At 66.2% G+C, this 26,853-nt stretch carries 44 protein-coding genes and 1 tRNA gene; 23 read left to right on the top strand and 22 right to left on the bottom strand.

All coding sequences use genetic code 11. The features are described 5' to 3' along the window. Window positions 1–39 precede the first annotated feature (39 nt). The 12 genes from C2U58_RS07505 (at window position 40) to C2U58_RS07560 (ending at window position 10,294) form a co-directional block, all read left to right on the top strand. Window positions 40–1,881: a potassium transporter Kup gene (locus C2U58_RS07505; RefSeq protein WP_253256691.1), complete on the top strand. Its 1,842-nt coding sequence runs from the start codon at window positions 40–42 to the stop codon at window positions 1,879–1,881. 63 nt (window positions 1,882–1,944) lie between these two features. After that, a complete protein-coding gene (gene ruvB, locus C2U58_RS07510; RefSeq protein ID WP_070206991.1) occupies window positions 1,945–2,985 on the top strand; it encodes a Holliday junction branch migration DNA helicase RuvB in 1,041 nt (346 codons plus the stop codon). Further along, window positions 2,975–3,406: a tol-pal system-associated acyl-CoA thioesterase gene (gene ybgC, locus C2U58_RS07515; protein ID WP_102945256.1), complete on the top strand. Its 432-nt coding sequence runs from the start codon at window positions 2,975–2,977 to the stop codon at window positions 3,404–3,406. The genes ruvB and ybgC overlap by 11 nt, the downstream gene beginning before the upstream one ends. A 10-nt stretch (window positions 3,407–3,416) precedes the next feature. Further along, window positions 3,417–4,196, top strand: coding sequence for a protein TolQ (gene tolQ / locus C2U58_RS07520; protein WP_102945257.1), 780 nt, complete (start codon window positions 3,417–3,419; stop codon window positions 4,194–4,196). A 23-nt stretch (window positions 4,197–4,219) separates the two neighbouring features. After that, the gene (tolR, locus tag C2U58_RS07525; protein WP_102945258.1) at window positions 4,220–4,648 is read left to right on the top strand and encodes a protein TolR; all 429 of its coding nucleotides are present in this window, start codon (window positions 4,220–4,222) and stop codon (window positions 4,646–4,648) included. Continuing rightward, a complete protein-coding gene (gene tolA, locus C2U58_RS07530; RefSeq protein WP_102945259.1) occupies window positions 4,638–5,696 on the top strand; it encodes a cell envelope integrity protein TolA in 1,059 nt (352 codons plus the stop codon). The genes tolR and tolA overlap by 11 nt, the downstream gene beginning before the upstream one ends. A gap of 141 nt (window positions 5,697–5,837) precedes the next feature. Further along, window positions 5,838–7,160 carry a Tol-Pal system beta propeller repeat protein TolB gene (gene tolB, locus C2U58_RS07535; RefSeq protein WP_102945260.1) on the top strand — a complete coding sequence of 441 codons (1,323 nt, stop codon included), beginning with the start codon at window positions 5,838–5,840 and terminating at the stop codon, window positions 7,158–7,160. Window positions 7,161–7,223: 63 nt separating this feature from the next. After that, window positions 7,224–7,739 carry a peptidoglycan-associated lipoprotein Pal gene (pal, locus tag C2U58_RS07540; protein WP_070206984.1) on the top strand — a complete coding sequence of 172 codons (516 nt, stop codon included), beginning with the start codon at window positions 7,224–7,226 and terminating at the stop codon, window positions 7,737–7,739. Between the two features lie 3 nt (window positions 7,740–7,742). Continuing rightward, the gene (gene ybgF / locus C2U58_RS07545; RefSeq protein WP_102945261.1) at window positions 7,743–8,561 is read left to right on the top strand and encodes a tol-pal system protein YbgF; all 819 of its coding nucleotides are present in this window, start codon (window positions 7,743–7,745) and stop codon (window positions 8,559–8,561) included. A 139-nt stretch (window positions 8,562–8,700) separates the two neighbouring features. Then, window positions 8,701–9,399, top strand: a complete 699-nt coding sequence (gene queE, locus C2U58_RS07550) for a 7-carboxy-7-deazaguanine synthase QueE (protein WP_102945262.1) — start codon at window positions 8,701–8,703, stop codon at window positions 9,397–9,399. 75 nt (window positions 9,400–9,474) lie between these two features. Next, a complete protein-coding gene (queC, locus tag C2U58_RS07555; protein WP_102945263.1) occupies window positions 9,475–10,140 on the top strand; it encodes a 7-cyano-7-deazaguanine synthase QueC in 666 nt (221 codons plus the stop codon). Between the two features lie 78 nt (window positions 10,141–10,218). Then, window positions 10,219–10,294, top strand: a tRNA-Lys gene (locus C2U58_RS07560). A gap of 103 nt (window positions 10,295–10,397) precedes the next feature. Here the strand turns inward: C2U58_RS07560 and C2U58_RS07565 are convergent. The 22 genes from C2U58_RS07565 to C2U58_RS07665 all read right to left on the bottom strand — a co-directional run bounded on the left by C2U58_RS07565 (window position 10,398) and on the right by C2U58_RS07665 (window position 20,908). Then, complete coding sequence (locus tag C2U58_RS07565) at window positions 10,398–11,423, bottom strand: tyrosine-type recombinase/integrase (protein WP_102945461.1); 1,026 nt, start codon at window positions 11,421–11,423, stop codon at window positions 10,398–10,400. Next, entirely contained in the window at window positions 11,423–11,632 is a 210-nt protein-coding gene (locus C2U58_RS07570; RefSeq protein WP_102945264.1) for a DUF4224 domain-containing protein, read from the bottom strand. The genes C2U58_RS07565 and C2U58_RS07570 overlap by 1 nt, the downstream gene beginning before the upstream one ends. Before the next feature lie 15 nt (window positions 11,633–11,647). Next, a complete protein-coding gene (locus C2U58_RS07575) occupies window positions 11,648–11,830 on the bottom strand; it encodes a hypothetical protein (protein ID WP_102945265.1) in 183 nt (60 codons plus the stop codon). After that, a complete protein-coding gene (locus C2U58_RS07580) occupies window positions 11,827–12,882 on the bottom strand; it encodes a site-specific DNA-methyltransferase (protein ID WP_102945266.1) in 1,056 nt (351 codons plus the stop codon). Before C2U58_RS07580 ends, C2U58_RS07575 begins: the two co-directional genes overlap by 4 nt. After that, entirely contained in the window at window positions 12,879–13,085 is a 207-nt protein-coding gene (locus C2U58_RS07585; protein WP_102945267.1) for a hypothetical protein, read from the bottom strand. The genes C2U58_RS07580 and C2U58_RS07585 overlap by 4 nt, the downstream gene beginning before the upstream one ends. Further along, on the bottom strand, window positions 13,078–13,230 hold the full coding sequence (locus tag C2U58_RS20040; RefSeq protein WP_172448098.1) for a hypothetical protein: 153 nt from the start codon (window positions 13,228–13,230) through the stop codon (window positions 13,078–13,080). Before C2U58_RS20040 ends, C2U58_RS07585 begins: the two co-directional genes overlap by 8 nt. After that, entirely contained in the window at window positions 13,230–13,649 is a 420-nt protein-coding gene (locus tag C2U58_RS07590) for a hypothetical protein (RefSeq protein ID WP_102945268.1), read from the bottom strand. The genes C2U58_RS20040 and C2U58_RS07590 overlap by 1 nt, the downstream gene beginning before the upstream one ends. Beyond that, window positions 13,646–13,906, bottom strand: coding sequence for a hypothetical protein (locus tag C2U58_RS07595; protein WP_102945269.1), 261 nt, complete (start codon window positions 13,904–13,906; stop codon window positions 13,646–13,648). The genes C2U58_RS07590 and C2U58_RS07595 overlap by 4 nt, the downstream gene beginning before the upstream one ends. Then, entirely contained in the window at window positions 13,903–14,124 is a 222-nt protein-coding gene (locus tag C2U58_RS07600) for a hypothetical protein (RefSeq protein WP_102945270.1), read from the bottom strand. Before C2U58_RS07600 ends, C2U58_RS07595 begins: the two co-directional genes overlap by 4 nt. Further along, complete coding sequence (locus tag C2U58_RS07605; protein WP_146033426.1) at window positions 14,121–14,348, bottom strand: hypothetical protein; 228 nt, start codon at window positions 14,346–14,348, stop codon at window positions 14,121–14,123. Before C2U58_RS07605 ends, C2U58_RS07600 begins: the two co-directional genes overlap by 4 nt. Then, window positions 14,345–14,566, bottom strand: coding sequence for a hypothetical protein (locus tag C2U58_RS07610; protein WP_102945272.1), 222 nt, complete (start codon window positions 14,564–14,566; stop codon window positions 14,345–14,347). The genes C2U58_RS07605 and C2U58_RS07610 overlap by 4 nt, the downstream gene beginning before the upstream one ends. Further along, on the bottom strand, window positions 14,566–15,342 hold the full coding sequence (locus C2U58_RS07615; RefSeq protein WP_102945273.1) for a lambda exonuclease family protein: 777 nt from the start codon (window positions 15,340–15,342) through the stop codon (window positions 14,566–14,568). Before C2U58_RS07615 ends, C2U58_RS07610 begins: the two co-directional genes overlap by 1 nt. Next, window positions 15,339–16,283, bottom strand: a complete 945-nt coding sequence (locus C2U58_RS07620) for a recombinase RecT (protein WP_102945274.1) — start codon at window positions 16,281–16,283, stop codon at window positions 15,339–15,341. The genes C2U58_RS07615 and C2U58_RS07620 overlap by 4 nt, the downstream gene beginning before the upstream one ends. 73 nt (window positions 16,284–16,356) lie before the next feature. Beyond that, entirely contained in the window at window positions 16,357–16,899 is a 543-nt protein-coding gene (locus C2U58_RS07625) for a hypothetical protein (RefSeq protein WP_102945275.1), read from the bottom strand. Window positions 16,900–17,056: 157 nt separating this feature from the next. Beyond that, entirely contained in the window at window positions 17,057–17,590 is a 534-nt protein-coding gene (locus C2U58_RS07630) for a hypothetical protein (protein WP_102945276.1), read from the bottom strand. A 148-nt stretch (window positions 17,591–17,738) separates the two neighbouring features. Then, entirely contained in the window at window positions 17,739–17,924 is a 186-nt protein-coding gene (locus C2U58_RS07635; RefSeq protein WP_102945277.1) for a hypothetical protein, read from the bottom strand. Next, window positions 17,921–18,685: a hypothetical protein gene (locus C2U58_RS07640; protein WP_102945278.1), complete on the bottom strand. Its 765-nt coding sequence runs from the start codon at window positions 18,683–18,685 to the stop codon at window positions 17,921–17,923. The genes C2U58_RS07635 and C2U58_RS07640 overlap by 4 nt, the downstream gene beginning before the upstream one ends. A 109-nt stretch (window positions 18,686–18,794) precedes the next feature. Then, window positions 18,795–19,127 (bottom strand): hypothetical protein, encoded by a 333-nt coding sequence (locus C2U58_RS07645; RefSeq protein ID WP_146033427.1) that lies wholly within the window; start codon window positions 19,125–19,127, stop codon window positions 18,795–18,797. After that, the gene (locus C2U58_RS07650; protein WP_102945280.1) at window positions 19,124–19,471 is read right to left on the bottom strand and encodes a hypothetical protein; all 348 of its coding nucleotides are present in this window, start codon (window positions 19,469–19,471) and stop codon (window positions 19,124–19,126) included. Before C2U58_RS07650 ends, C2U58_RS07645 begins: the two co-directional genes overlap by 4 nt. A 122-nt stretch (window positions 19,472–19,593) precedes the next feature. Then, on the bottom strand, window positions 19,594–20,058 hold the full coding sequence (locus C2U58_RS07655) for a hypothetical protein (protein WP_102945281.1): 465 nt from the start codon (window positions 20,056–20,058) through the stop codon (window positions 19,594–19,596). Between the two features lie 3 nt (window positions 20,059–20,061). Next, window positions 20,062–20,430 (bottom strand): hypothetical protein, encoded by a 369-nt coding sequence (locus C2U58_RS20255; RefSeq protein WP_102945282.1) that lies wholly within the window; start codon window positions 20,428–20,430, stop codon window positions 20,062–20,064. Next, a complete protein-coding gene (locus C2U58_RS07665; RefSeq protein ID WP_102945283.1) occupies window positions 20,384–20,908 on the bottom strand; it encodes a helix-turn-helix transcriptional regulator in 525 nt (174 codons plus the stop codon). Before C2U58_RS07665 ends, C2U58_RS20255 begins: the two co-directional genes overlap by 47 nt. Window positions 20,909–20,946: 38 nt before the next feature. Here C2U58_RS07665 and C2U58_RS07670 point away from each other — a divergent pair, with 38 nt between their 5' ends. The 11 genes from C2U58_RS07670 (at window position 20,947) to C2U58_RS07720 (ending at window position 26,841) form a co-directional block, all read left to right on the top strand. Then, window positions 20,947–21,180, top strand: a complete 234-nt coding sequence (locus tag C2U58_RS07670; RefSeq protein WP_102945284.1) for a hypothetical protein — start codon at window positions 20,947–20,949, stop codon at window positions 21,178–21,180. Continuing rightward, on the top strand, window positions 21,181–21,366 hold the full coding sequence (locus C2U58_RS07675; protein WP_102945285.1) for a hypothetical protein: 186 nt from the start codon (window positions 21,181–21,183) through the stop codon (window positions 21,364–21,366). Between the two features lie 297 nt (window positions 21,367–21,663). Continuing rightward, window positions 21,664–22,032 carry a hypothetical protein gene (locus C2U58_RS07685; RefSeq protein ID WP_102945287.1) on the top strand — a complete coding sequence of 123 codons (369 nt, stop codon included), beginning with the start codon at window positions 21,664–21,666 and terminating at the stop codon, window positions 22,030–22,032. Continuing rightward, window positions 22,029–22,706, top strand: coding sequence for a helix-turn-helix domain-containing protein (locus C2U58_RS07690; RefSeq protein WP_102945288.1), 678 nt, complete (start codon window positions 22,029–22,031; stop codon window positions 22,704–22,706). The genes C2U58_RS07685 and C2U58_RS07690 overlap by 4 nt, the downstream gene beginning before the upstream one ends. Then, a complete protein-coding gene (locus C2U58_RS07695; RefSeq protein WP_102945289.1) occupies window positions 22,703–24,013 on the top strand; it encodes a DnaB-like helicase C-terminal domain-containing protein in 1,311 nt (436 codons plus the stop codon). The genes C2U58_RS07690 and C2U58_RS07695 overlap by 4 nt, the downstream gene beginning before the upstream one ends. Further along, on the top strand, window positions 24,010–24,180 hold the full coding sequence (locus C2U58_RS20050) for a hypothetical protein (RefSeq protein ID WP_172448099.1): 171 nt from the start codon (window positions 24,010–24,012) through the stop codon (window positions 24,178–24,180). The genes C2U58_RS07695 and C2U58_RS20050 overlap by 4 nt, the downstream gene beginning before the upstream one ends. Then, a complete protein-coding gene (locus C2U58_RS07700) occupies window positions 24,177–24,644 on the top strand; it encodes a recombination protein NinB (RefSeq protein WP_172448100.1) in 468 nt (155 codons plus the stop codon). The genes C2U58_RS20050 and C2U58_RS07700 overlap by 4 nt, the downstream gene beginning before the upstream one ends. Beyond that, window positions 24,641–25,444, top strand: coding sequence for a hypothetical protein (locus C2U58_RS07705; protein WP_102945291.1), 804 nt, complete (start codon window positions 24,641–24,643; stop codon window positions 25,442–25,444). The genes C2U58_RS07700 and C2U58_RS07705 overlap by 4 nt, the downstream gene beginning before the upstream one ends. Then, complete coding sequence (locus C2U58_RS07710; RefSeq protein ID WP_102945292.1) at window positions 25,444–25,743, top strand: hypothetical protein; 300 nt, start codon at window positions 25,444–25,446, stop codon at window positions 25,741–25,743. The genes C2U58_RS07705 and C2U58_RS07710 overlap by 1 nt, the downstream gene beginning before the upstream one ends. 2 nt (window positions 25,744–25,745) lie before the next feature. Next, the gene (locus tag C2U58_RS07715) at window positions 25,746–26,267 is read left to right on the top strand and encodes a hypothetical protein (RefSeq protein ID WP_146033428.1); all 522 of its coding nucleotides are present in this window, start codon (window positions 25,746–25,748) and stop codon (window positions 26,265–26,267) included. A 157-nt stretch (window positions 26,268–26,424) separates the two neighbouring features. After that, window positions 26,425–26,841 carry a Lar family restriction alleviation protein gene (locus tag C2U58_RS07720; protein WP_172448101.1) on the top strand — a complete coding sequence of 139 codons (417 nt, stop codon included), beginning with the start codon at window positions 26,425–26,427 and terminating at the stop codon, window positions 26,839–26,841. Window positions 26,842–26,853 lie beyond the last annotated feature (12 nt).

Raw genomic sequence — 26,853 nt, forward strand, 5'->3', positions numbered from 1 at the left:
GGGCACGGCCATGCGCCGGCCGCCGGCGGCCTGGCCCTGATGGTCGGTGCGATCGGCGTGGTGTTCGGCGACATCGGCACCAGTCCGCTGTACACCCTGAAGGAAGCCTTCTCCGAGCACTACGGCCTGGTCGGCAACCACGACACCGTGCTGGGTGTGCTCTCGCTCGCGTTCTGGGCGCTGATGCTGGTGGTGACCCTGAAGTACGTCACCATCATCATGCGCGCCGACAACGACGGCGAGGGCGGCATCATGGCGCTGATGGCGCTGACCCAGCGCACCATGCGCAACGGCTCGCGCTCGGCCTACGTGGTCGGCATCCTGGGCATCTTCGGCGCCTCGCTGTTCTTCGGCGACGGGGTGATCACCCCGGCCATCTCCGTGCTCGGCGCGGTGGAGGGCCTGGAAGTGGCCGCGCCTGGGTTGCATGCGTTCATCGTGCCGATCACCGTGGTGGTGCTGCTGCTGGTGTTCGCCGCGCAGCGCTTCGGCACCGAGAAGATCGGCAAGGCGTTCGGGCCGATCACCTCGGTATGGTTCGTTTCGCTGGCTGCGATCGGCATCTGGAACATCGTTGACGCCCCGGAAGTGCTGAAGGCCTTCAACCCGATCTGGGCGGTGCGCTTCTTCATGGACCACGGCTGGCACGGCATCTTCATCCTCGGCGCGGTGGTGCTGGCGGTGACCGGTGGCGAGGCGCTGTATGCAGACATGGGCCACTTCGGCGCAAAGCCCATCCGCCACGCCTGGTACTTCTTCGTGCTGCCGTGCCTGGTGCTGAACTACCTGGGGCAGGGCGCGCTGGTGCTCAACGACCCCGGCGCGGTGAAGAACCCGTTCTTCGAGGCGGTGCCGGACTGGGCGCTGTACCCGATGATCATCCTGGCCACCATGGCCGCGGTGATCGCCTCGCAGTCGGTGATCACCGGCGCGTTCTCGGTCTCGCGCCAGGCCATGCAGCTGGGTTACATCCCGCGCATGCGCATCACCCATACCTCGCACGACACCATCGGCCAGATCTACATTCCGGGCATCAACTGGGGCATCGCGGTGATGGTGATCGGCCTGGTGCTGGCCTTCCGCAGCTCGTCCAACCTGGCGGTGGCCTACGGCATCTCGGTGTCGGCGACCATGCTGATCGACACCCTGCTGCTGGTCCTGGTCGCCCGCGCGCTGTGGCCGACCTCGCGCTACTGGATCATTCCGCTGTGCGTGGTGTTCTTCATCATCGACCTGGGCTTCGTGATCGCCAACGGCGCCAAGCTGCTGCAGGGCGCCTGGTTCCCGGTGGTGCTGGGCATCGTGCTGTTCACCATGATGCGCACCTGGCGGCGTGGCCGCGAGCTGCTGCGCGATGAGATCCGCAAGGACGGCATCCGCCTGGATACGTTCCTGCCGGGGCTGATGCTGGCCCCGCCGGTACGCGTGCCGGGCACCGCGGTGTTCCTCACCGCCGACCCTTCGGTGGCCCCGCATGCGCTGATGCACAACCTCAAGCACAACAAGGTGCTGCACGAGCGCAACGTGTTCCTGCACGTGGAGACCCTGCCCATTCCCTACGCGATGGAAGGCCAGCGGTTGAAGATCGAGTCGGTGGGCGATGAGTTCTACCGCGTGTTCGTGCGTTTCGGCTTCATGGAGACCCCGGACGTGCCGCTGGCGCTGATGCGCTCGTGCGACCGCGGCGGGATCTACTTCGACCCGATGGACACCACCTTCTTCGCCAGCCGCGAGACCATCGTGGCCACCGCCAACCGCGGCATGCCGATCTGGCGCGACAAGCTGTTCGCGCTGATGCACCGGAACGCGGCACCGGCGACCGGGTTCTTCCGGATTCCGGGGAATCGTCTCGTGGAATTGGGCGCGCAGGTCGAAATTTGACGGGGAGCCGGCCGGCGGCCGGCACTACGTCGAATTCGCGTCTTTTTGCCTCATAATCGGGAAATGACCGACGACCGCATCATTGGCGCCGGTGCCACCCGCGAGGATGACACCACCGACGCCAGCATCCGCCCCAAGCGCATGGCCGACTACCTTGGCCAGGCGCCCGTGCGCGAGCAGCTGTCGATCTACATCGAAGCGGCCAAGGCCCGTGGCGATGCGCTGGACCATGTGCTGATCTTCGGGCCGCCCGGCCTGGGCAAGACCACCCTGAGCCACGTGATCGCCAACGAGCTGGGCGTGGCGCTGCGGGTCACCTCCGGGCCGGTGATCGAAAAGGCCGGCGACCTGGCCGCGCTGCTCACCAACCTGCAGCCCCACGACGTGCTGTTCGTGGACGAAATCCACCGCCTGTCGCCGGTGGTGGAAGAAGTGCTGTACCCGGCGATGGAAGATTTCCAGATCGACATCATGATCGGCGAGGGCCCTGCGGCGCGCTCGATCAAGATCGACCTGCCGCCGTTCACCCTGATCGGCGCCACCACCCGTGCCGGCCTGCTGACCGCGCCGCTGCGCGACCGCTTCGGCATCGTGCACCGGCTGGAGTTCTACACCCCCGAGGAGCTGACGAAGATCGTCCGGCGCTCGGCGGCGATCCTCGGCATCGACTGCACCGCCGAAGGCGCGGCGGAAATCGCACGCCGTTCGCGCGGAACCCCGCGTATCGCCAACCGGCTGCTGCGCCGCGTGCGCGACTACGCCCAGGTCAAGGCCAACGGGCATATCGACCAGGACGTGGCGCAGGCCGCCATGCAGATGCTGAAGGTCGACCCGGAAGGCTTCGACGACCTCGACCGGCGCATGCTGCGCACCCTGATCGACTATTTCGACGGCGGCCCGGTCGGCGTGGAATCGATGGCCGCAGCGCTCTCCGAGGAGCGCGGCACGCTGGAAGACGTGGTCGAACCCTACCTGATCCAGCAGGGCTTCCTGGTGCGCACCGCGCGCGGCCGCATGGCCACCCACAAGGCGTACCGCCACCTGGGCCTGAAGCCGAAGAACCCGCCGGCCGACCTGTTCGCGGAGGTCCCCGATGCCGGTTGACGCGCGGTTCAGTTGGCCGACACGCATATATTGGGAAGATACCGACGCTGGCGGCGTGGTCTACCACGCCCGCTACGTGGCCTTCATGGAACGGGCACGCACCGAATGGATGCGGGCGCTGGGGTACGGCCAGGAACGCACCCGCACCGAGCATGGCCTGGTGTTCGCGGTCCGGTCGATGACCCTCGAGTTCCTGAAGCCGGCGCGGCTGGACGACGCGCTGCTGGTGACCGCCACGCTGGTGCAGTGCAAGCGCGCCAGCATGGTGTTCGAACAGGCGGTGTGTCGCGGCGATGAAACGCTGCTGACCGCGCAGGTGAAGATCGCGGCATTGGACGCCTCCACATTCAAGCCGCGCGGCATGGACGATGCTCTCCACGCCGCGCTGAAACCCCACGTTATTCAAACAGCCGCATATTGAGGAACAACGGATGATCGCAATGCTTTTGGCCCTGCAGGCCACGGTGGTCGAAGCGCTGCCGCAGGAAGTCACCAGCGCCGCGTCGCAGACCGTCGCCCAGGCCGCGCACGGCGGTGGCATCAATTACCTGGACCTGATGATCAAGGCCAGTTTGCCGGTGAAGATCATCGTGCTGCTGCTGCTGGTCGGCTCGTTCATCAGCTGGGTGATCATCTTCCGCAAGGCGCGCGTGTTCAACGCCGCCAACCGTGAGGCCGACGAGTTCGAAAGCCGCTTCTGGTCCGGTGCGGACCTGGGCAAGCTGTACAGCGCCGCCACCGACCGCAACCGCAAGGTGGGCGGGCTGGAGGCGATCTTCGAAGCGGGCTTCCGCGAGTTCACCCGCCTGCGCGACAAGCGCCGCCTGGACGGCCGCGCCCAGCTGGAAGGCGCCCAGCGCGCCATGCGCACCACCTACACCCGCGAAGTGGACCAGATGGAGCGCAGCCTGGAGCTGCTGGCCAACATCGGTTCCACCGCGCCGTACGTGGGCCTGGTCGGCACCGTGTTCGGCATCATGGTGACCATGCACGACATGATCAACAGCGGCGAGCAGGCCGGTATCGCCTCGGTCGCCCCGGGTATTTCCGAAGCGCTGTTCGCCACCGCCATCGGCCTGTTCGTGGCCATTCCGGCGGTGTGGGCCTACAACCGCTTCACCACCCGCGTCGAGCGCCTGTCGGTCCGCTTTGAAACCTTCGCCGAAGAGTTCAGCTCGATCCTGCAGCGCCAGTCCGCAGGCGACGAGTAAGCGCCCAGCACAAGGACTCTGCCATGACCGCTGCCATCGGCCGCCGCAAGCGCCGCAAGCTCAAATCCGAAATCAACGTCGTGCCGTACATCGACGTCATGCTGGTGCTGCTGATCATCTTCATGGTCACCGCGCCGCTGCTCACCCTGAGCTTTGAAGTGGACCTGCCCAGCTCGCAGGCCAAGGCCCTGGAAAGCAAGCAGGACCCGGTGATCGTCTCGGTCCGCCTGGACGGCCAGCTGAGCCTGAAGCTGCCCGAAGCCAAGGACCCGGCGCCGATGGAGGCCGCCGAACTCCAGGCCAAGCTTGGCGCGATGGCCGCGCAGGACAAGAACCTGCGCGTGATCGTCGCTGCCGACAAGGCCGTGGCCTACGAAAAGGTCGTGGCCGCCATGGACGTGATCAAGCGCGCCAACGTGGAAAAGGTGGGTCTGGCGACCGATGCAAACTGACGTCCTGCCCCCGCAGCGCCAGCCCGAGGAACAGTGGGGTCTGCCGATCGCGCTGGCGATCCTCGTGCATCTGCTGCTGGCGATGGTGTTCATCGCCGCGTGGCTGTGGTCGCCGCAGCGTTCCACCGAAGCGGCAGCAGGCGACCCGGCGATTGAAGCCAGCCTGCAGCTGAGCGCATCGGAGGCTGCCGCTGCCCGCCAGGCGCTGCGCGCCTCGGAAAAGCTGCCGGACCTGCCCGAACCGGTGGCCGAGCCGATTCCGGTGGAGGAAGACACCGTGCCGCCGCCGCAGCCGCTGCCCGAGCCGCGCCCGCAGGACGCGCCGACCCCGCAGCAGCAGAATGCCCAGGAACGCATCGCCCAGCCGGACACGGTCGACCAGGCCGCGGTCAACGCGATGTCGATCTCCGCCGAGAAGGCCAAGCAGGAACAGGAAGCCAAGCGTCGCCAGGAGCAGATCGACCTGACCGAGCGCAAGCGCGTGGAAGAAGCCGAGCAGAAGCTGCGCCTGGCCAAGCAGCAGGAAGAGGCCGCGCAGAAGAAGAAGTTGGCCGAGCAGGAGCAGAAGGCCAACGACGTCAAGGCCGAAGCCGAGCGCCAGAAGAAGATCGCCGAGATCCGCAGCCGCCGCGAGGCGGCCGAGAAGGAAGCCAAGCTGGCCGAGCAGAAGCTGCGCCAGCTGGCCGCCGCGCGTGCCGCTACCGGCCAGTCCACCGCCGGGGCCACCGGCGCAGCGCAGCCGGCCGCCGGTGGTGGCGGCACCAGCGACGACCTGCGTGCCAAGTACGCTGCGGCCATCCAGCAGAAGGTACTGGCGTCGTGGACCCGTCCAGACAACGTGCCGTTCGGCCAGCGCTGCAAAATCGAAATCGTGCAGTTGCCCGGCGGCAACGTGAGCTCGGCCAAGGTCAGCCCGGACTGCCCGTTCGACGAGGCCGGCCGCCGCTCCATCGAAGCGGCGGTGCTCAACGCGCAGCCGCTGCCCTACCGCGGTTTCGAGACCGTATTCGCGCGCCAGCTCAACTTTACGTTCACCGCCCAGGACTGAGGTCCCGGGCGGTTTCGTTAACGAGCCGTGATTTCCAGCGCCGCGACCACTCGGATTTCACACCCGGTTGGTTCATCATTGCGAAACGGTTCACCGCCGTGCTGATATCCCTCGTTCTGGTTTTCCCCCTATAGAGCGCCCATGAAGAAGATGCCTCGCTGGTTTGCCGTGTTCGCGGTCTTGTTGTTGCTGCCTTTTGCCGCCGTTGCGCAGCAGAGGGGCCTGGATATCGACATCATCGGCGGCAACGCCTCCGCGCTGCCCATCACCGTGGTCCCCATGCCCTACCAGGGCTCGGCCGCCGCGCCGCAGACCGACGTGGCCTCGGTGGTACGCGCCGACCTGGAGCGTTCGGGCCAGTTCCGCACCCTGCCGGAAGCCCAGATCGTTGAAAAGCCGACCCGTGGCAGCGAGATCCAGTTCGCCACCTGGCGCGCGCTGAAGCAGAACTACATCGTGGTCGGCCGGGTCATGGACGCCGGCGCCGGCGCCTACCGGGTCGAGTACGAGCTGTACGACGTGCCCAAGGGCGAGCGCCTGCTCGGCCTGGCCATGACCGCCCGTGGCAATGCCATGCGCGACGTCGCCCACCAGATGGCCGACGCCATCTACGAGAAGATCACCGGCGTTCGCGGCGCCTTCTGGACCCGCATCGCCTACGTCACCGCCAGCGGCAAGGGCGATGCCATGCGCTACGCGCTGATGGTGGCCGACTCCGACGGCTTCAACCCGCAGACCATCGTCCGCTCGGCCGAGCCGCTGCTGTCGCCGTCGTGGAGCCCGGACGGCAACCGCCTGGCCTATGTCAGCTTCGAGCGTGGCAATTCGGCGATCTACATCCAGAACATCTCCACCGGCGCCCGTGAGCTGGTCACCAGCTTCCGCGGCATCAACAGCGCCCCCTCGTTCTCCCCGGACGGCCGCCGCCTGGCCCTGTCGCTGTCGCGCAGCGGCAACCCGGAAATCTACGTGATGGACCTGGGCAGCAAGCAGCTCACCCAGCTCACCAACCACTTCGCCATCGACACCGAGCCGACCTGGAGCGCAGACGGTTCCAGCGTCTACTTCACCTCCGACCGTGGCGGTCGCCCGCAGATCTACCAGGTGCCCTCCACCGGTGGCAGCGCCTCGCGCGTGACCTTCCAGGGCAACTACAACGCCACCCCGAGCATCTCCTACGACGGCAAGAAGCTGGTCGTGGCGCAGGGCAGCGGCAACACCTACAAGATCGCGATGATGGACAGCAGCCTGGGTTCCCCGCGCTGGAGCACGCTGTCGCCGGGCTCGCTGGACGAGTCCCCGACCTTCGCGCCGAACGCGAGCATGGTGTTGTACGCCGCCCGCGAAGGTGGCCGTGGCGTGCTCTATGCGGTGTCGGCTGATGCGCGCGTCCGCCAGCGCCTGGTGCTGGCCGACGGTGACGTCCGCGAACCTTCGTGGTCGCCATACCGTACAAAGCGCTAACAGAGTGTTAAGATCCGCACGTATTCATCCCACATCCGGCTTTAGGAGCCTCAAAGGTATTTCATGAACAAGACCTCCCGCGTTTTGCTTGTCTCCCTGTTGTCCGTGGCCGTCCTGGCCGGTTGCTCCAAGAAGGTCAAGGAAGCTCCGGAAGCTCCGGTTGACACCGGCAGCACCACCCAGCCGACCGGCCCGTCGACCTCCGGCCTGTACGGCCCGGGCGACCTGGACACCGACGCCTGCCTGCGTCAGCGCGTCGTGCTGTTCGACCTGGACCAGGAAGCGATCAAGCCGGAGTTCCAGGCCCAGATGGCCTGCCACGCCAAGTACCTGCGTGACCGTCCGTCGGCCCGCATGACCCTGCAGGGCCACACCGACGAGCGCGGTTCGCGCGCGTACAACCAGGCCCTGGGCGAGCGTCGTGGCAATGCCGTGTCGTCGGCCCTGCAGGCCAACGGTGGTTCGGCCAGCCAGATCACCGTCGTGTCCTACGGTGAAGAGCGTCCGGTCTGCACCGAGTCGAACGAAGGTTGCTGGTCGCAGAACCGTCGCGTCGAAATCGTCTACACCGCGCAGTAATCCATGCGCATTGGCATCAAAACCTTGATGCTGGTCGTTGCGGCAGCCCTCGTGGCTGCCGCACCGGCGCAGGCCCAGCGGCAGAGCCTGGCCGACCGCGTTGGCGCGCTCGAACAGCAGGCCTACAACAACAGTTCCAACCAGGACCTGTTGAACCAGGTCACCCAGCTGCGTCAGCAGATGCAGCAGCTGCAGAGCACCGTTGAGCAGCTCCAGCACGAAAACGCCCAGTTGAAGCAGACCTCGCAGGACCAGTACCTGGACCTGGACGGGCGTCTGAACCGTATTGAAGGGGGCAGCGCCCCGATTCTGCCGGCCGCTCCGGCCCCGAATGCACCCGCTGCTGCACCCAAGCCCGCCGTACCGGCAGCGGCCGCCACCGAGCGGCCGCCTTCCGTACACGGCGATCCGGGCAGCCTGGCCGCCAGCGGCGACGAGCGCACTGCCTACAATGTCGCCTTCGATTCGCTCAAGGCCGGCAAGTACGACGACTCCGCGCAGCTGTTCCTGAGCTTCCTGGAGCTGTACCCGAATGGCGTCTACACCCCCAATGCCCTGTACTGGCTGGGTGAGAGCTACTACGCCACCCGTAATTTCCCGCTCGCCGAGGCGCAGTTTCGCGACCTCCTGGCGCGCTACCCGACCCACGACAAGGCCTCTGGTGGCCTGCTCAAGGTCGGCCTTTCGCAGTATGGCGAAGGCAGGATCGACGAAGCCCAGGCCACCCTGGAGCAGGTCGTCAACACCTATCCCGGCTCGGATGCCGCGCGCACCGCGCAGGACCGTCTGCAGGCCATCCGCCTCGGCCAGCAGATCCGCTGAGGCAGCCCCCGGCCCAGGCCGGTATAATTCCCCGTTGGCACCGACGCGATCGGCCTGAACCACGGACGCCACACCCCGGTAGAGCCACGCCCTGCGTGGCTGCTGTCGTTTCCGACACACGCAATCTCTGATTCCCATCATGACCACCACCACGCCCGACGCCGTCGCCACCCCGAGCGAGATCGTGCAATCCCCGCTGCCGCGCCTGAAGATCACCGAGATCTTCACCTCGCTGCAGGGCGAAGCCGATGCCGCCGGCTGGCCGACCGTGTTCGTGCGCCTGACCGGCTGCCCGCTGCGCTGCACCTACTGCGACACCGCCTACGCCTTCCACGGCGGTACCTGGTGGGACATCGACGCGATCGTGGCCGAGGTGCTGGCCCAGGGCGTGCAGCACGTCTGCGTGACCGGTGGTGAGCCGCTGGCGCAGAAGCGCTGCCTGGTGCTGCTGGAGAAGCTGTGCGAGGCCGGCATGGACGTCTCGCTGGAGACCTCGGGCGCACTGGACGTCAGCGGCGTGGACCCCCGCGTCTCTCGCGTGGTCGACCTCAAGACGCCCGGTTCGGGCGAAATGGCGCGCAATCGCCTGGAAAACCTGCCGCTGCTGACCCGCCGCGACCAGATCAAGTTCGTGCTGTGCAGTCGCGAGGACTACGAGTGGGCACGCGCGATGGTACGCGAGCACCGCTTGAACGAGCGCAGCATGGTGCTGTTCTCGCCCAGCAAGGGCCAGGTCACGCCGCGCGAGCTGGCCGACTGGATCGTCGAAGACCGCTTGCCCGTACGCTTCCAGATGCAGCTGCACAAGCTTCTGTGGGACGACGAGCCGGGTCGCTGAGCCCGTTCGAACGCCCCTGATGTACCGGCGCGGGACAGCGTGCTGGCTTTCCCGCAACCCACCGGAAACACCCTCATGAAGAACGCAGTTGTCCTCCTGTCCGGCGGCATGGATTCCGCCGCCGTCGTCGCCATGGCCCGCGAGCAGGGCTTCGCCGTGCACGCCCTGAGCGTCCGATACGGCCAGCGCCACACCTCCGAACTGGATGCCGCCGCCGCAGTGGCCAAGGCGCTGGGCGTGGCCGCGCACAAGACCGTCAACGTCGACCTGCGCAGCATCGGCGGTTCGGCCCTGACCGACGACATCGACGTGCCCGAAGCGGGCGGCGAGGGCATCCCGGTCACCTACGTGCCGGCCCGCAACACCATCATGCTTTCGGTCGCGCTGGGCTGGGCCGAAGTGCTCGGCGCCAACGACATCTTCTGCGGCGTCAACGCGGTGGACTACTCCGGCTATCCGGACTGCCGCCCCGAGTTCATCAGCGCCTTCCAGACCCTGGCCAACCTGGCCACCAAGGCCGGCGTGGAAGGGGCGGGCATCCAGGTGCACGCCCCGCTGCAGTTCCTGAGCAAGGCCGACATCGTGCGTGAAGGCGTGCGCCTGGGCGTGGACTTCGGCCTCACCGTCTCCTGCTACAACGCCGACGACACGGGTGCGGCCTGCGGCCACTGCGACGCCTGCCGCCTGCGCGCCCAAGGCTTCGCCGACGCCGGCGTGCCGGACCCGACCCGCTACGCCTGATCGTGACGCGCCGGGGTACGCCTGCGGCGCAAGATGGGTTAGAATGCGCACCCCCGGCGCGAAGTCGGGGCATGCAATGGGCCGTTAGCTCAGTCGGTAGAGCAGAAGACTTTTAATCTTTTGGTCGATGGTTCGAATCCATCACGGCCCACCAGCATTACCAAGGCTTCGGAGCGATCCGGAGCCTTTTTTTCGCTCCGCAATTTTTGGGGCCGCTCCGCAATCGACTGGAATCACGAGGGCATGGCGGCCTGCGGTCACCTCGTCGGCGTGGTCAATGCGCCCTTGCGTTTCCGCACGTAGATCTCGGTGGTGGTCACCGACTGATGGCCGAGCTGCTGCTGCGCCTGCCTGATGTCGCCGGCCGAATCGGCCTTGTCGGTACCGGCCTTGGCCCGCAGGTCGCGGAACTGGAAGGCGTCCTTCTCGATGCCCGCGCGCTCGCGCGCACGGTCGAAGCGGTAGCGCAGTGCATCCTTCCCGATCGGCAGCCAGTCCTCACCCAGCAGCAGCCGCGTGCTGATCGGCGCACCCTCCGGCGGCTTGCGTGCCAGGAGCCGGTCGATCAGCACCTTCAGCTCGCCGGTGATCGACAGCTGGATGGGTGCGCGGGTTTTCGCCTGGCGGAAGCTCAGCACGCCGTTCTTGATGTGGCGCCGGTCCAGATCGCGCACGTCTGCCGGTCGCTGACCGGTGAGGTAGGCCAGGTCGATCGCATCGCGCAGCACCTGATCGGCGGCGTCGTACACCGCCTGCAGCACCTCGTCGTCCACGTACACGTCGCGCCCTCGCTCGCGGTTGCGGTTCACGCCGGCGCAGGGGTTGGGCAGGTCGGTGTAGCCCTTCTTCCGGCACCAGTTCCACAGGTGCGAGAGCAGGGCTTTCTCGCGGTTCGCGCTGACCTTCGCCTTGCGCCACTGCAGGTAGTTGAAGACGTGCACGGGGCGGATCGCTTCCAGTGGGCCAGGCGGATCGTCGAAGAACCGCAGCAGCGTATCCAGCTCGCGCAGGTTCACGGTTTGGGTGCCGGGCGCCTTGGTGGGTATGACCTCGGCGCGGTAGCGGTCAGCAGCCTGCCGGAAGGTCAGCGCGGCGCCGGCGGGAATGGTGCTGGCATGCTCGAGCTCGGCCCATGCCTTGATGGCCAGGCCGTAGTCGCTACCCAGCGGCGTCTCTTTCCGAGGCTTGCCGCCGTGGTCGTAGTAGTAGTGCACCACGCCGGACTTCTGCCGGCGCCTGCGGAACCTGGGGATCGCCCCGGGGTTGGTCGGCTTCCTTCCCATCACGCTGCCTTGTTCGGTTTCCATTCGGCCGGCGCCTTCTTCGGCTCCGGGGTTCCCTCGATCGCGGACCACAGCACCACGGGCCAGCCGTGTGCGTCGAGATAGTGCCTGATCCCGTTCTGGATCAGGAACGCAGCCTGGCGCTTCCGCTGCGGCGTGCGGCACAGGTCCTTGATGTCGTCGCGGGACAGGTAGGGGCTGTCGGCCATGCTGATTTTCTCCTGTTACTTCGTGGCCACGGCAGCGCGCAGCTGCTCGGCAGCCTGGTGTGCGGCGTCGCGCAGTGCCAGGTTCTCCGCGCGCAGGCGGATCACTTCATCTGCAGCCAGCACCAGCTGCTCGCGCAGCATGTCCTTGGCCGGCTGTTTCATGCGGCGCGGTTGGCGGGGGAAGAGCTGCGGGTTCATGCGATGGCTCCCAGTGGTAGACCCGGCTGTGCAATCCGGATGCGCGCCTCGGCGATCGCGGCGTATTCGGGATTCAACTCGCAGCCCACCCAGCGGCGCCCAAGGCGCTCTGCGACCACCGCCGTCGTGCCTGCGCCCATGAAGGGGTCAAGGACCACCCCCCCGGCAGGCGCACCGGCCAACACGCAAGGTTCGATCAGGCGCTCCGGGAACGTCGCGAAGTGCGCCTCTTTAAAGGGCATGGTCGGCACCGTCCATACGCTGCGCTTGTTACGCGAGGCAATGTCGAAGGTGTCTTCCTCGCGGTCGGAGCGGTGCTGGGCAGCCGATTGGCCAGGCACCACGTGGTCCGCGACCTTGCCAGCTCGAGCAAAGGTGTCCCGCTTCGACCGCCCGCCGACCGCTTTCATCGCACCGTTGGTTTTCCCCGGGACACGGTCGCTGCCGGCTTGGCCATCCAGGTTCTGTGCCCACCTGGCGACGCTGCTCGGTGCTGCCTGCTCACGGATTGAGTTCTGGTCGTAGTAGTAATCGGACGACTTGCTCAGCAGAAACAGGTATTCATGCGCTTTCGTGCAGCGGTCCTCCACGCTCTCGGGCATCGGGTTCGGCTTCGACCAGATGATGTCCTGGCGCAGATACCAGCCGTCCTCCTGCAGCGCAAAGGCAACGCGCCACGGGATGCCCATCAGGTCCTTGTGCTTCAGCCCGTCCGGGATGCGCGCCGAGCGGCGAGCGTGGGCCTGACGGACGGACACGTGGGGCGATAGGCCGCCTTGCAGGCCGGTGGCACCGACACTGCCGTTGGGTTTGCTCGCATAGCTGTCGCCCAGGTTCAGCCACAGGGTGCCGTCGTCGCGCAGCAGGCGCCTCACTTCCCGGAACACTTCGACCAGGCGGCCGACGAACTCGCCCGGAGTGGCCTCCAGCCCGATCTGACCGTCGACGCCGTAGTCGCGCAGTCCAAAGTACGGCGGGCTGGTGATGCAGGTTTGCACGGACCGATCGGCCATGCCGCGCATCACCTCAAGGCAGTCGCCAACGTGGATCATCGGGCACCGCCCGTGGCATGCGCCATCACCTTCAGTGCTTCGGCCATGTCGCCGGCGGACAGGTGGTGCAACGCCAGCCCGCGGGCTTCCCAAAGCCGAACCACGGCCGGCCGCGCCTTGGCCAGGTCCACGCCTTCCATGCTGGCCAAGTCGTGCGCAGTGCGCTGCACCGCGTCGCCGAAGTCGAGTGCCAGATCAGCCATGGGCCACCGTCCGGCGCCAGCACCACCGCAGCGCTGCCACGGCCGCGCGCCAGATCGTGGCCACCAGCCAGAACGCCAGCCAACCGATCAGCAGCAGGAACCCGGCGATCAGGTACTTCAGCGGGTAGAGCATGACGTCGGGCATCAGCGCACCTCGCCCAGCTGCGTTCGCAGGTCCTGCGGTGGGGTGGCGTTGGACAGGGTGGGCTGGCTGTCGATCAGGGCCAGCAGACCCGCCAGGCGCTGTCGCTGTGTCCGATCCTTGATCGGCACTTCCATTGCCATTTCTACTGCCTCACGGACCTGGCCCAGGTCGATGCCCTGAGCGGGAGGGGCGGCATTCAACAGCCCAGCAACATCTTCGGCTTTCACAATGCTCAGCGACTCGGAGCATTCAATGCAGCCAAGCACGAACACGCAACCCACGTCGTGGGTATTGAGCTGCCCCTGCTGCACGGCGTTGAGAATGCGCACATGTGAGAACCATTCCAACTCGGTGCTGCCGCACTCCTTGCAGTGGGTCGGCGCGCCAGGAACTGCTGCATTACTGATCTCGGTGTTCATGCTGCCACTCCCATTGCGGCAAGGTTGATTTCATCCACGCGATCGCGCAGCTGGTGGCAGGCGTGCCGCAGGGCCACGGCAATGTCGGCGCGGCGGTCGCGGGCCGGGTAGAAGTTCAGGATCGACATGTGCAGCGCGCCCTTGTGGTCGCGGCGGAACAGCCGGTAGGTGACGGTGCCGGTGCTGCCAACGGGGAACCGACCCCAGGAGAAACCGTCGTTGCGCTTCGGCGCGCGGGTGGCTTGCTGGCGGCTCATTCGTTCGCTCCCTTCTTGGCCTTGCGACGGTCGGCGCCACCCTCAACCACCTGGCGGCGGCTGATGGAGGTCGTGTCGATTGGGGTGTTGCCCAGGATCTGGACCTTGCCGCCGCCGCGCTGGAACGCTGCGATCTCGGCGGCCAGCTGCTCGGCCTGCTGCGCCTTCTCGCGCGCGGTGGCAGCGTCGAACACCGGCTGTGCGTGAATGCTGGTCATGCGTGGCTCCGTAGCAGCACGCGGCTCACCGGCCCGTGCCACAGGTTGAAAGCGTTGTTGATGTGGACCTGCGCCGGATCACGCGGGATCGGCGGCAGGGGATCGCGCATGCGGCGCTTGTCGGTGGCGCAAGCGGTGCAGGTGGCGGACTTGCCGCGCTTGCCGTCGCTGGCGAACTGCTCCAGGCGCAGGCGGCGCTCACAGCTGGTGCAGCGCTTCTTCATGCCGACAGCTTCCTGCGGCTGCACAGCGCCGCCCAGGTGAGGGGGAAGGGGCCACGCTTGGCGCGGTCGTATGCGGTCTTGATGGGTACGCCCGCGCGCTTCGCGATCTGGCTGGTGGTCACCAGCTTTCCCTCGACGACGTGCGCGTACAGCGCAGCGCGGGTACGCCCGGCGCGGATCGAGCGTTCCTGGCTGGTGGGGTAGCGCGTGGCGTCCATCAGGCGGCCGCCTTCGCGGGTTCCCGCAGCCCAGCTTCATAGCGGTCGACCATCTGGCTGAACTGCACTAGGTCCGCGCGCATTTCGCTGATGAATGCTTCGTCCCGCTCGAACCGGCGCCACCACAGCTGCTTGCCGACCGGCTCCAGCGCCGGGCAGTACAGCCCGATGTGCCACCAATGCCGACCGGTGATCCACATGCAGCCCTGGGCCTGCTCGAACACCTCGCTGGCGTCGTTGTCGACGTGGAAGGTGCGCAGCTTCTCCGGGTTGATGAAGCATTTGTACTCGGAGCCTCCGTCGGTACTGATCAGGCCGTCGGCCGAGCAGCCAAACTTCTTGCAGTCGCTGAGCACGAAGCCGGCGCGCTGCACGATCAAACCGGACTGCACCTCGTGCTCGGCCCGGGCGGCTGGCTCCAGGTCCTTGCCACGGCGCATGGCGAACGTCTCGAAACCTTCGTCCAGCGGCTCACCGCTGATGCGCTCAATGGCCAGGCGGAACGCGTAGTTCTTGGCCTCTTCGCTGTAGTCGCCCACGGGCTCGCCGCGCAGCGCCTTTTCGATGATCGCGGACTTCGGCAGCACCTTGTACCCGGCCGCAGCCGCTGCCGCCTTCTCGGGCGTGCCAGCGCGCACAGCGGCAACGTACTGGCTCTGCCGCTCGTCAAGCTCGCCCACGCGCTTGCGGGCCGTGCTGAACATGCTAGCGGTGATGACGCCGGCGCGGGCACGGTGCCACTCGAGGCTGCCCTGGTCGCAGGGATAGAGGATCATGCCTGCGCCTCGCTGCTCTCGACGTCGACCACCTCGGCACCGGCCTTCTCGGCCTCAGCCTTGAGCGCGTCCAGGCCGGCACCGCCGATCATCTTGCGCTGCTGCGGGGTCAGCCTCCCCCACGATTCGGAGAGTGCTTCCATGCCGGCCGTGGCGATGTCCTGCAGGCTGGCGTACAGAGCGCGGCGCTCTTCGGTGTCCTCCGGCGGCGGAAGCGCGGCAGCGCCCACGACTTGGCCACTCAGCACCGCCAATCCCTCGTCGCCCTCGGTATTGAGGTGGTGGATCGCGGTGGCCAGACGCTCGGTCTTTGGCCAGTACTTGTACTCGCGCTTGACCACCGTCTTCTTCGCCATTTCGCCCCAGTCGGTCAGCCACGGGCACGACTTCTGCTTCGAAATCCATGCCTTCCACGCAGCCGAGCGGTCGCGGATCTCATTGACCTGATCGACCGACATTGCCCCGGTGAGGTAGTCCCCGTCGGCGGTCTTCACCACCACGTAGACGCCAACGATTTCGCCCCGGTCCTTGGCGAACGGGTCGCGTCGGTGCGTGGGCTGCTGGTCGATCCCGTTCATAACGAACGTGTCGTTTTCGTAGACCAGCTCGGCTTGGCCCCAGCGGATCGACCCGGAGTCGATGGCCAGGTCCATCAGCCCCATGTAGCTGATGTCCAGGCAGATCTTGCCGTCGCGCGGGACCAGGTATGCCTGCTTCTTCGCCGGGTTCAGGCTGATGCCGATGGCCGCGATGTTGACCACGGCGTTGATGACCGACTGCCGGTTGCTGTTGGCAATCTTCATCGCGTAGTCGTTGCCGTACAGCGCCTGCAGCGCAAACTCGGCTTCGCGGTCGAAGTTGATGGAGCGGTCGGTCAGCACCGAGACGAAGGCGTCCTTGGTGCCGTATACCGAGTCATCGATGGTGGCCATCTGGTTCATTGGTGCCTCGCGGTGGGATAGGTGCCCGGCTTTCGGAGCCGCTGCCGGGCGAGCGGTCGCATCCCTGCGGGGTTCAGTAGGGCTTTTCGACCTTGCCTTGGTCTTGCAGACTCTTGACCCGGAAAAGCTCGTTGAGGATCACGTCCATCTGCTGGCCGATCTGGTTACGAAGACCGTCCTTCAGGGCGCCGGTCACATTCAGGGCGCTCTGCTTCATCGCGGCGCTGAAGTCCTCGGCGCAGATCGTGGTCATCAGGTACTCGGCGCGCGTCACGCTGGAGTAGTCGCTGGTCGACGGCTTGCCAGTTTTGGCATCAACCTTGGCAGACCAGTAGCCGCTCACGATTTTCTCCAGCTGCTTACGGACGGTGGTGGACGGGCCGTCGGGCTGACCCCACTGCGTCACACGCTGGTACTCTTCATCGAAGGCGTTGTTAACAGCAGCATCAATGGCGACCTGGATCTGTGCTTCGACGCGATCCACGAAAATGGCGTTGATGCGCCGGCCCACTTCCTTCGCAACGATGCCTGACAGGTCTTCGTCGTTCCTGACGAGCTGGTCTGCGGCTTTCGCGACAATCGCGGCCTGCAGCTCTTCTTCGTTGATATTCAACATGGCAATTCCTTGTTCTCGGGGATAGGTGCCGGCTTGGGGAGCCCCGGCCGGCGCGGGGTGGTGCTGCCCGTGGGGAGCGGGCAGCGGGGAGAAGGAGGGTCTGCGCCGGGTGCCACAAATTCAAAGCCCGGAGGATTCGCTCGCAGCCCCGTGGTGGTTACGCGGCGGCGGTCAGGTCTTCCTGCACGGGCTTGTCGCCCTTGCTCTGGTTCAGCGGCGACACCAGGGTCAGCTGCACTTCGTTCTTGATCTGCTCGCACAAGGCACCGGCTTCAGCCTTGGTCGGGTGGAACACGGCGCTGAAGGTCAGCTGCAGCGTTCCGCCTTCGAGGGGTTCGAAGGAGAGCTTCTTGAGCGTCACGTCTTTGATGACCAGGGGATCGGTCAGGCCCAGGCCACCGCCGATCAGCAGGGAGTAGCCCGGGTATTCCTCGTCCCACGGCAGCGCGCCCAGCTTCGGGAACTTGACCGCCGTCAGGCCGTCGCTACCGTCGATCAGGTCCTGCTGCTCGCCCTGCGCGGCCTTGCGGTACAGCGCCTGGCGCAGGCCCTTCTGGAAGTAATCCAGCACGCTGCTGCTGACGGCCACGACCAGTTTCAGGTCGCCTGCCAGCTTGTTCTCGTCGCCATGCCGCTCGGCGCGAGGGTTGAAGTTGGCGACCTTGGCGGTCGCGTCGTTGAGCTCAAACATCGGTGGTGCCTCTCGTTGAGCCGGCCGCGCCGGCGGGGAAGATCAGGCCGGCCAGACCAGCAGCCAGCCCAGGTAGGCCAGCAGCGCGTACGCGGCGAGGAAGGCGAGGAAGTCGGTGCGGTTGCGGCAGCCGGTGCGGGTGAGGAGGTCACGCATCGCTGTCTTCCTCCGCGCAGATCCCGTGGATCGCTTCGTGGCTGTTGATCTCGATGTCCGCGTTGCCCAGCAGCAGGCCGTCCATGCGGATCTCGGTTACGACCAGACCCGCGATGCCGGGTGGTTCAATAGGCGGCAGGCCCTGCTGCATCCCCTTGATGAAGTCGGTGTCGTTCATCGCGCAGCCCGCCGCGACAGATGGCAATCGACGGCCTCCGTGATCTTCGCCATCGTCAGCGGGTAGTCGGCAGAGAAGCGCTCCACGCAGTGGGCCCAGTACTCCGTGTCGATCTGCCAGGAGTGCGGGTAGTCGATCTCCGCCCGGATCAGCGCGGTCTTCACCTTCGGATCGAGAGCATTGGGGAACGGAATGTGGTTCGTTTTGATTTCCAACACGATGGGCAAGATTCCCCAACAGCTGCGCAGCGCGCCGCCGTTCGCTTCTGCGAGCTTGAGCGCAACCTCCATGGCAGCGTCCGTGAGCGGCACGAACGTGTGGCCGTTCGCCATCTTGTGGCTGGTGGCGCGGAGGCGTTCGCGTTCCTCCTGGTATGCCTTAGTGTTGAGGTCGTCTTCGGTCGGCTCGCGGCGAAGCGTCTTCGCCAAGTGCAGGCCAAATTCACTGCGCAGGCCGTTGGTCAGAACATCGGAAAGCCCCGCCACATCAGCGGCCCACTCCGCAGGAACAGCGAAGGTGTCCGTGCAATAGGTGCAGTCGAACTCGTCATCGACGCTGCCTTCCCAGCCCGGCGCGCGGCGCATGGCCAGGTTCGGGTAGTCTTCGCGGTTGCCGCCACCGGTGCGCGTATACACCTCGATCTTCTGATCGGTGAACGAAACGTCGCGCAGGCGCTCAACGTCGTTCTCCCGCAGGCCGATCACAGCCAGCAGCAGGGAAGAGTGCGGGTTCTTGCCGAACAGCATGTTGTAGAGGCTCACTTGAGGATTCCTTGGCAGATGACGGCGAAGAGGACTCCCAGGCAGAAGGCAAGGAAGTAGGCAGCCATCGTCTTGATGGCGAAGTAGTGTGCGGCGCGGTCGTCAGCGGTCATGCGACACCGCCATTGGCGCGGGTGAGAGCAGCTGCCCGGCGTGCCGATGCTGCTTTCATGCGCTCATACACGGCTTTTGGAACGGATGCGCCGTCGTCGTCGTAGGAGGCAGATTCGTCGTGCTCGGCGCTCGCAACATCGAATTCTTGATCTGCGGCAATCAGTTCTGCGAGCTGGGTTTCGCGCGCGGCAACAGCGTCCGCCGCTGCGCGCAGCAGCTCGGCGTGGTGTGCGGCTTCCCCGCTCAACCACGTTCCCGCCCAGCGCAGCACGGATTCCGGGTCCGTGCTGATCAAATCGCGATGTGGGTACAGCTTCCTGGCGCTCATGCCGCCACCTGCTGCACTGCCTGTTCGAGCAGCTGCTCGTCGATCGCGGCGGCTTCGACCTTGGCCAGCTCGTACAGCTTGGCCAGCAGCGGCGAGTCCAACAGGTCCGCCGGGTCGGTGTGGTGCAGCTGGTGCAGCGCCAGCGTCACGTCCGTGTAGTGGTCGCCATCGAAGGTGCCAGCGGTCCACTGCTCAGCCTCGCGGCACGCTGCCGGGTCGTTGATCAGGCTGCGGGCCAGATCGGCGGCTGCTTCGCTGGCCAGGTCGCCGGATTCGTCCTCGCTGAGGTTGTCCCAGGAGAGCTGCGCGGCGCGGCTGATATCTGTGTCGGTATGGAGCGACATGGTCTCGACCCGTTGGATGGCCCGGAGTGGGCCGACGGGGAGAGTAAATCATCGGTTACTTAACGAAGTCAACGAAAAGTTACTTTCTGGGCGAACGTTTTACTGAACGGCGCACAATTCGTTCAGTTTTGGTCGTCTATGGACCGCTGAACTGTGTCTGCGCGGATCGCGTCGATTGCCTGCTGCTGGCCCTCCAGCATCGCGGTGCATTTCTCGCCCTCGCTGCGCAGCCACTCGGCGTCTGATGCTTCTTCCATTGCTGAAGCTCGAAGTGCGGCAGCCTCTCTGCGCGGAGCGATCAGGGGCAGCCAAGTGCCATACCTGACCGGCTTGCCCCCAGCAACCACGTGGGTCTGTGCGTGGAGCCACAGGGCGGCCGTCTGAGCACCGTTCCCCAGATTCCTCAATTGCTCAGCCGCCGCCGGGTGACCCGCCTTCGCTTGGGTGCTGGACATGTAGTCCCAGAAACCAGCGCAGTCAGCATAGATGCGTGCCGCTTCCTCGGTTTCTTTCTTCACCTCGGCTATCTCGTCGGCGGTGGGCGACGAAGCGAGGGCAATTGCTAGCAGCGCGGAGATAATTCCCATTGGTCACCCGTACCGAGAGCGAAGGAGGCCGGCGTCCTCAAAGGCCACACCGTCACGCATGCAGTCTTCGGCGCGTTCGAGGTCCTTGTGCAGCTGGATCAGGTCGTCGTCCGGCAACTGCTCGATGCCGGTGTAGCCGAAGCAGGCCTGGTCGATGACCATCTGCATGGGGTGCCCCCAGCGCCGGCGGAAGTGGCGAATCATCCTGCAGTGGGACTCACGCAGCACCACGTCCATGCGGAAGTCCTCGCGCTCGGCTGCCGGCGTGTTCTGCACGACGTGCAGGGTAGGGCGCTGCTGCGCCTGTCCCCGAAGAGCGGCGGTCCTAGCCGCCAGCCGCTGTGCGAGTTCCTCGAACTTGTCCTTCTGCATCCTGTGAGCCCCTGATTCGCTTTGCCAGAACCTTCGTCAGGTCGAAGACGTTCTCCTGGCGCACTTCCGCGCCGAACTCTTCGACCACCTCAAACGCCGTCTCCAGCAGAACTTCGTCACTGATCCACTCCGGTGGGTCACCGGTGAAATCGAGGTAGTGCCGAAGCAGCAGGACCGACGCGGCCATCTTGCTGAAGTCCGGTCGCTCAGACTGAGACGGGCTGGCGACCGCCGCATTGCGCGGTCCATCGCCGGATGAAAGCCACCTGGCGCTGACACCAAAGTGCCGCGCCCACTCAGTCAGGAAGACGCCGTTCGGCGTCTGGTTCTGGCCCTTCTCCAGCCGACCCACGTACTGCTTGGACGTGCCGACGATGTCGGCCATCTGCTGTTGGGTCAGCTGAGCGGTTCTACGCAGCTCTTCGAGTCGGGCGCCAATAGTCATGTAACGAATGATTGACGGAAACGGGGAAATCATGGTTGACTGCCGGCAGTAACCAATGATTTACTGCCGGCATGAACCCGACCCTCACCGAAGCAAAATCCGCCCTCGGCATCGAGACCAACGCCGAGTTCGCCCGTTTCCTTGGCCTGCCGCGGCAGTCGATGACCGGCCGAGACGAGGGCAAACCCATCCCCGATGCGTGGTGCTGGAAGGCCGCGCAGAAGCGCCCAGACCTGTTTGCGCCCGTGGCCAAGAAGGAACCGGCACGTCGGAAAAAGGCCGTCCCGATCAGCGAGGTGATCTGAATGCTCAAGTCCGCGTTCGCCAAAGGAATCGCCTTGGGCCTTGGCATCAGTTGTCTTTGGCTCATTCCCATGACCTTCGCCCACCTGACCGGAACCGGCCTCATTGGCTACGGCTGCTGCACTGCGGTCGTTCTGGTGATCGCTGCAGTCGTCGCAGAAGTCCGGGCTCGCAAGAGCTCTCCCTGACACCCCCATCTCACCGCCCCCTGGCGGGGAAGGGCACAACTACGCCCGTCCCATTGTCCGGAGGCACCCGCACCGCCTGCTTCACCGGCAGCACGTTCACCTTCCGCCCGACGCGCTCGACGGTGAACCACCTGCCACCGACCCGAATAAGCGACAGGACGTTTGACCGGCCCTGTTGAAGCGACTTCACCACTGGCTGTTCTCCGATTTGGGGAGCGGCCATTTTCAGAACCAAGCAGGGGAATTCGGGGGACGGCACCGTCCCAGGGATTCCCCCCGACCCAGCAAGGGGCATCCATGCGACACCTCAGCATCACTTACCAGGGTGGACTCACCCACACATCCAGGAGCCTGCGAGAGCTGCTGCTGGTGCAGGTCCAGCACCACGGCGGCGTCGTGGCCGTGGCCGGCAAGATGGATCTGGCGCCGTCGAAGCTGTCGGAGAAGCTGGCCGGCGGCGACACGTCGGGCAAACCGCGCGGCATGACGATCGACGAGCTGGAGCGCTACATCAAGGAGACCGGTGACGTATCCCCGGTGCACTACCTGGTCGAGAAGTTCCTGACCTGCCCGGACGCCCAGCATGCCGAGGCCATCGCCCAGTTCACCAACTTGGCCAGGGCGATGGCGCCGCTGGCCCAGAGCCTCGGAATCAAGTGGCCATGAGCACGATGATCATGTCGCAGTGCTGGCCGCTGCAGATGCCTCCCACCCCAAAAGCCGTGCTGATCTCCCTGGCCGACAACGCCAGCGACCAGGGCGTGTGCTGGCCGTCCATCACCACGATCTCCGAGCGCACCTGTTTTAGCGAGCGCGCAGTTCAGAACGCGATCAAGTGGCTGGAGGCGGCCGGGATCCTGACTGCTGATCGGTCGAATGGGAGGCACACTTCCTACCGCATAACCCCCGCAGCATATGCACCCCCGCAGGAGATGCACCCCGCAGCAGGTGCGTCGGTACCCCCGCAGGAGATGCCGAAACCCCCGCAGGAGATGCGCCTACCCCCGCAGGAGGTGCCGTCTAACCGTAAAGAACCATCAAGAACCGTCAGAAGCAACCGTCAGGGTAGCGCTGCGCAGGTTGCTGCCGAACTGCTCCCCGGGCTGCCCGAGAATCTGGTGGCTGACTTCCTCGCTGTCCGGAAGGCCAAGAAGCTCCCGCTGACGGAAACGGCGGTGGCCGGGCTGCAACGCGAGGCGGCCAAGGCCGGCATGAGCCTGGAATCGGCGGTGAGGCTGTGCTGCGAACGCGGCTGGGCATCGCTGCGCGCCGACTGGATCCGGGATCAGCCGACCGCCGCTGCGCCGCAGAAGGGCGCACTGCCGAGGCTCAGCGCATGAGCACCCTCGCCGAGAACGAACGCGCGGCGGTGCACCAGGTCGAGCGCCAGGTGCTGCACACGGCCATGGCTCGGCCGTCCAGCATCGTGGACATGCCGCTGCAGCCGGCGCACTTCGCCAACGAAGGGCACGGCCAGCTGTGGGAGCTGATCCGCAGCATGGACGCCGGGGACAAGCCGGTGGACCCGGTGACGATCGCCGATGTCGCCGAGCGCATGGGCAGCAATCGGCTTCGGGACCTGGCAACGGCCATCGGTACCGACCGGGATCTGTACCCCAGTAGCCAGCCGGCCTACCAAGCCGAGATCCTGACGGCAGCATGGCGCGACCGCGAAGCGCTGGACATCGCCCGGGAGCTGCAGGACGGCGCGCAGTCCCGGCAGGGCGGCGCGGTCGATGCCGCGATCCAGCGGCTGATGGCCCTGCACACGGTCGACCGCAGTTTCGAGCACACCGCGCAGTCGGCGCTGGATGCCGCGATCGCGCAGGCGCTGGAGGCGCAGCGCAACGGCGGCAAGCTGATCGGGGTGTCGACCGGGATCTACGACCTGGACGAGGCGTTGGGCGGCTTCCACGACAGTGACCTGATCATCGTCGGCGCGCGCCCGGCCATGGGCAAAACCGGGTTCCTGCTGGGCGCCACCGCCGCCGCGGCGAAGGCAGGGCCGGTGGGCCTGATCTCCGGCGAGCAGCCGGCGGACCAGGTGGGCCTGCGCTGGCTGGCTGCTGGCTCCCGCGTCAACGTCGGCCGCCTGCGTGCCGGCAAGTTCCGCAACGAGGAAGTCGATGCGCTGCTGGATGCGGCGGAACGCTACGGCGCCATGCCGGTGCGGATCCTCGATCGACCGTCGCCGGACATCACCGAGGTGATCCGCGAAGCACGCCGGTGGAAGCATCAGCTCGGCATCCGCGCCCTGTACGTGGACTACCTGCAGCGCATCGAGATTGCTTCGATGGCACGCGCGCCTAAGTACCAGCAGGTCGGCAGCATCGCTCGTGCCCTGAAGAACCTGGCCCGCGATCTCCGCATCCCGGTGGTGGCGCTGGCGCAGGTGAACCGAGAGGCCGACGGCGAACGACCGCAGATGAAGCACCTGGCTGACAGCTCGGAAATCGAGAAGGAAGCCGACCAGATCATGATGCTGTGGCGCGACCTGTCCAACCCGCAGGCCGAGCGCTCGCCAGCCGAAATCAACGTCGTGAAGAACCGCCACGGGAACATCGGCACGGTGCCGGTGACCTGGCACGGCGGCTCCACGTCCTTCGTCAATCGCAGCGCAGCCGATGAGCTCGGGGAGGTCGCATGACGCCCGCAGAACGATCCCAGTGGTGCATCCAGCAGGCCGAGGCCATCGAGGCCGACCTGCTGCCAGTCGAAGCCGAGGAAGGCCTGCTGCCCATCGGCCGCGCTCTGGCCACGTGGTACCGGTCCATGGCTCGGCGCGTGCTCGAAAACGTGAGGGAGACCGCATGAAGCCCGGAACCTACATCCTCCGCGCGGCCGATGCGCGCGCACGCATGGCGGCGGCCTGGCACTTCGCCTGCAGCTTCCTCGAAGCTGGCCAGGACGTGCGCGTCACCGTGCAGGAGCACAAGCCCAGCCGCAGCCTGGAGCAGAACGCGATGTTCCACGCCATCTGCGGCGAGATCGCCCAGCAGAAGCAGTGGGCCGGCCGCTGGATGGACGGGGAGGGCTGGAAGCGCCTGCTCGTCGACGCTTGGGCGCGCGAGTCGAACCGGCAGCAGGGCGACATCGTCCCCACGCTCGACGGCAGCAGCATCGTCAACCTCTCGATGCAGACCCGGCGCATGACCGTGGCCGATATGGCCGACCTCATCACCTACGCCCAGTGGTGGGCGACCGACAACGAGGTGCGGCTGCGCGACGTGGCGCCGATGCGCGATCAGCGGCTGGCTGAGGGAAGGGCCGCAGCATGAAGGCAGCAGAGATCAAGGCGCTGTACCCGACCGAGGCTGCGCTGTGCGCGCGGCTGATCGAATGCCTCACCTCGACCGGCGGCTGGGTGGTCTATCCGGAAACGGCGGGCTTCGACATCCTCGCGGTGTGGGCGGCGACCGGGCACCAGCTCGGCATCGAGGCGAAGCTTCAGCTCAACGCGAAGGTGGCCGACCAGATCCTGCCGTCGCATTGGTACGGCGGACACGGCAGGGGCCCGGACTTTCGCGCTGTGCTGGTTCCGTGCACGACCGAGGCGAATCACGGCATAGCCCGCATGCTCGACTCGCTGGGCGTGCAGGTCCTGGTGCCGGACAGCTGCAGCGGGCGTTGGAATCCCCAGCCCGGCGAGCAGATACAGCGGGAAGTGCACCGCCAGAACATGCGCAGCATTGCCCCATGGGACACCGCTGGCGGTGCGCTGCACGACTGGGGCCAGCCAGCCTGGTTCGACTGGAACCCTGAGCAAAGGTGCGAACTGCCCGAGATCGTGCCGCTGGTCGCCGCAGGTGTGCCGGCGCCGCTGCGCCTGACACCTTGGAAGATCGGAGCGCTGAAGGTGCTGGCCGACATTGAGCTGGACGGGTTCACCACGGCGAAGGGCGTTCGCGCCCACGGCGTCGACCCGCGTCGCTTCTGCGCATCCGATGGCTGGCTGCAGCAGCAGGGCGAAGGGCGCTGGGCGCGCGGCAGCATCCCTGCCTTCGACCGGCAGCACCCCGAAGCGTACGCAGAAGTTCTGGCCACGGCGCGGGCGAAGCGCGCCGAGGTAGCTGCCTGATGCGCACGAAGAACTCCAAGGCCCTCACCAAGGCTGAGCGTGCGCACATCGATCTGGTGAAGCGATGCCCCTGCAGCGTCTGCGGCAGCTTCAGCGACGGCGCCAGCGACGCCCACCACATCGTGCAGGGCGACCACTTCACCACCGTGGCCCTGTGCAAGGACTGCCACCAGGGGAGCGAAAACGGCTGGCATGGCCGCAAGACCATGTGGCGGATTTACAAACTCGACGAGATCGGCGCGCTGAACGTGACGATCCGCAACGTACTGCTGCTGATGAGCACAAGGGGGAATCTATGACCATGCGACTCACGTTCGGGGTAGACCCGGGTCTCACCGGCGCGGTGGCCACGCTGATCGACGGCGAGCCCGGCCCGATTCTGGACATGCCAACCGTGGACGTGGACGGCTGGGGCGAGGTGGACGCCCGCGCCGTGGTGCTGTTCATCCGCGAGCAGCGCGCCGCACACCCAGGAGCCTACGTCTCGGCTTGCATCGAGAAGGTGGGCGCACGCCCGGCAGACGGCGGCACCAGCGCCTTCCGCTTCGGCCAGACCGCCGGGAAGCTCCAGGCGGTGTTCGAGGTGCTGGGCATCCCCACGACCCGCGTCATCCCCAGCCAGTGGAAGCGGCACTTCGGCCTGCTGAAGACCGAGAAGGACGCGGCACGCCTGCTGGCTATCACTCGCTTCCCGACCGAGAGCAAGACCCTCGCCCGCAAGAAGGACAACGGCCGCGCCGACGCGCTGCTGATGGCCCTGTGGCACGAAAACACCCAGCTGGGCAGCCACCTGACCGGCGACAACCAGGAGCATGCGGCATGAAGGCGCGAATGAGGTTCTGGAACGGCAAGTGGTGGTGCCGCCGGATGGGCGTAACCGGTTGCGGCAACACGATGGAAGAGGCGTGGGAGGACATGTGGGATCTGTACTTCGATGCTGTGCGGCCCAAGGTGGGGTTCGATTACGGGAGTCCGCGAGCATGACCGAGAACGAACTGAAGCCGTGCCCGTTTTGCGGGCGGCCCGCATCCATCGTGTACGACTCTGGCAACGAGGTCTGGAATCAAACGTGGCGTGTCGGTTGCACGCATTGCTCCATACAAATGAAGGAAAGTGGAAGCAATTCGTGGGCTACCAACAAGCTGCAGGATGAAGCCGCGAAGGCCGCTGCGGTGGCCCGATGGAACACCCGCGCCTCCCTGACTCCGCCCGAGGGCGATATGGGGAATCCCATGTCGGTGCCGGATGGGCTCGTGCCGGCGAGCGCGGTGCTGGTATGCGCAACACGCCTCCGTCGCCTCGCGTCGGCAGCCAGCCCGCTGGCCCGCAAGGCATACATCAGGGCGGCCGAGGACATCGAGTTCACCGTCAGCGCCGTCCGCCCGGAGCCGACCTGATCTGCGCATGAC

It is taken from the genome of Stenotrophomonas sp. VV52 (genome assembly GCF_002893095.1).
In the GTDB taxonomy this organism is placed as follows: Bacteria; Pseudomonadota; Gammaproteobacteria; order Xanthomonadales; family Xanthomonadaceae; genus Stenotrophomonas; species Stenotrophomonas aracearum.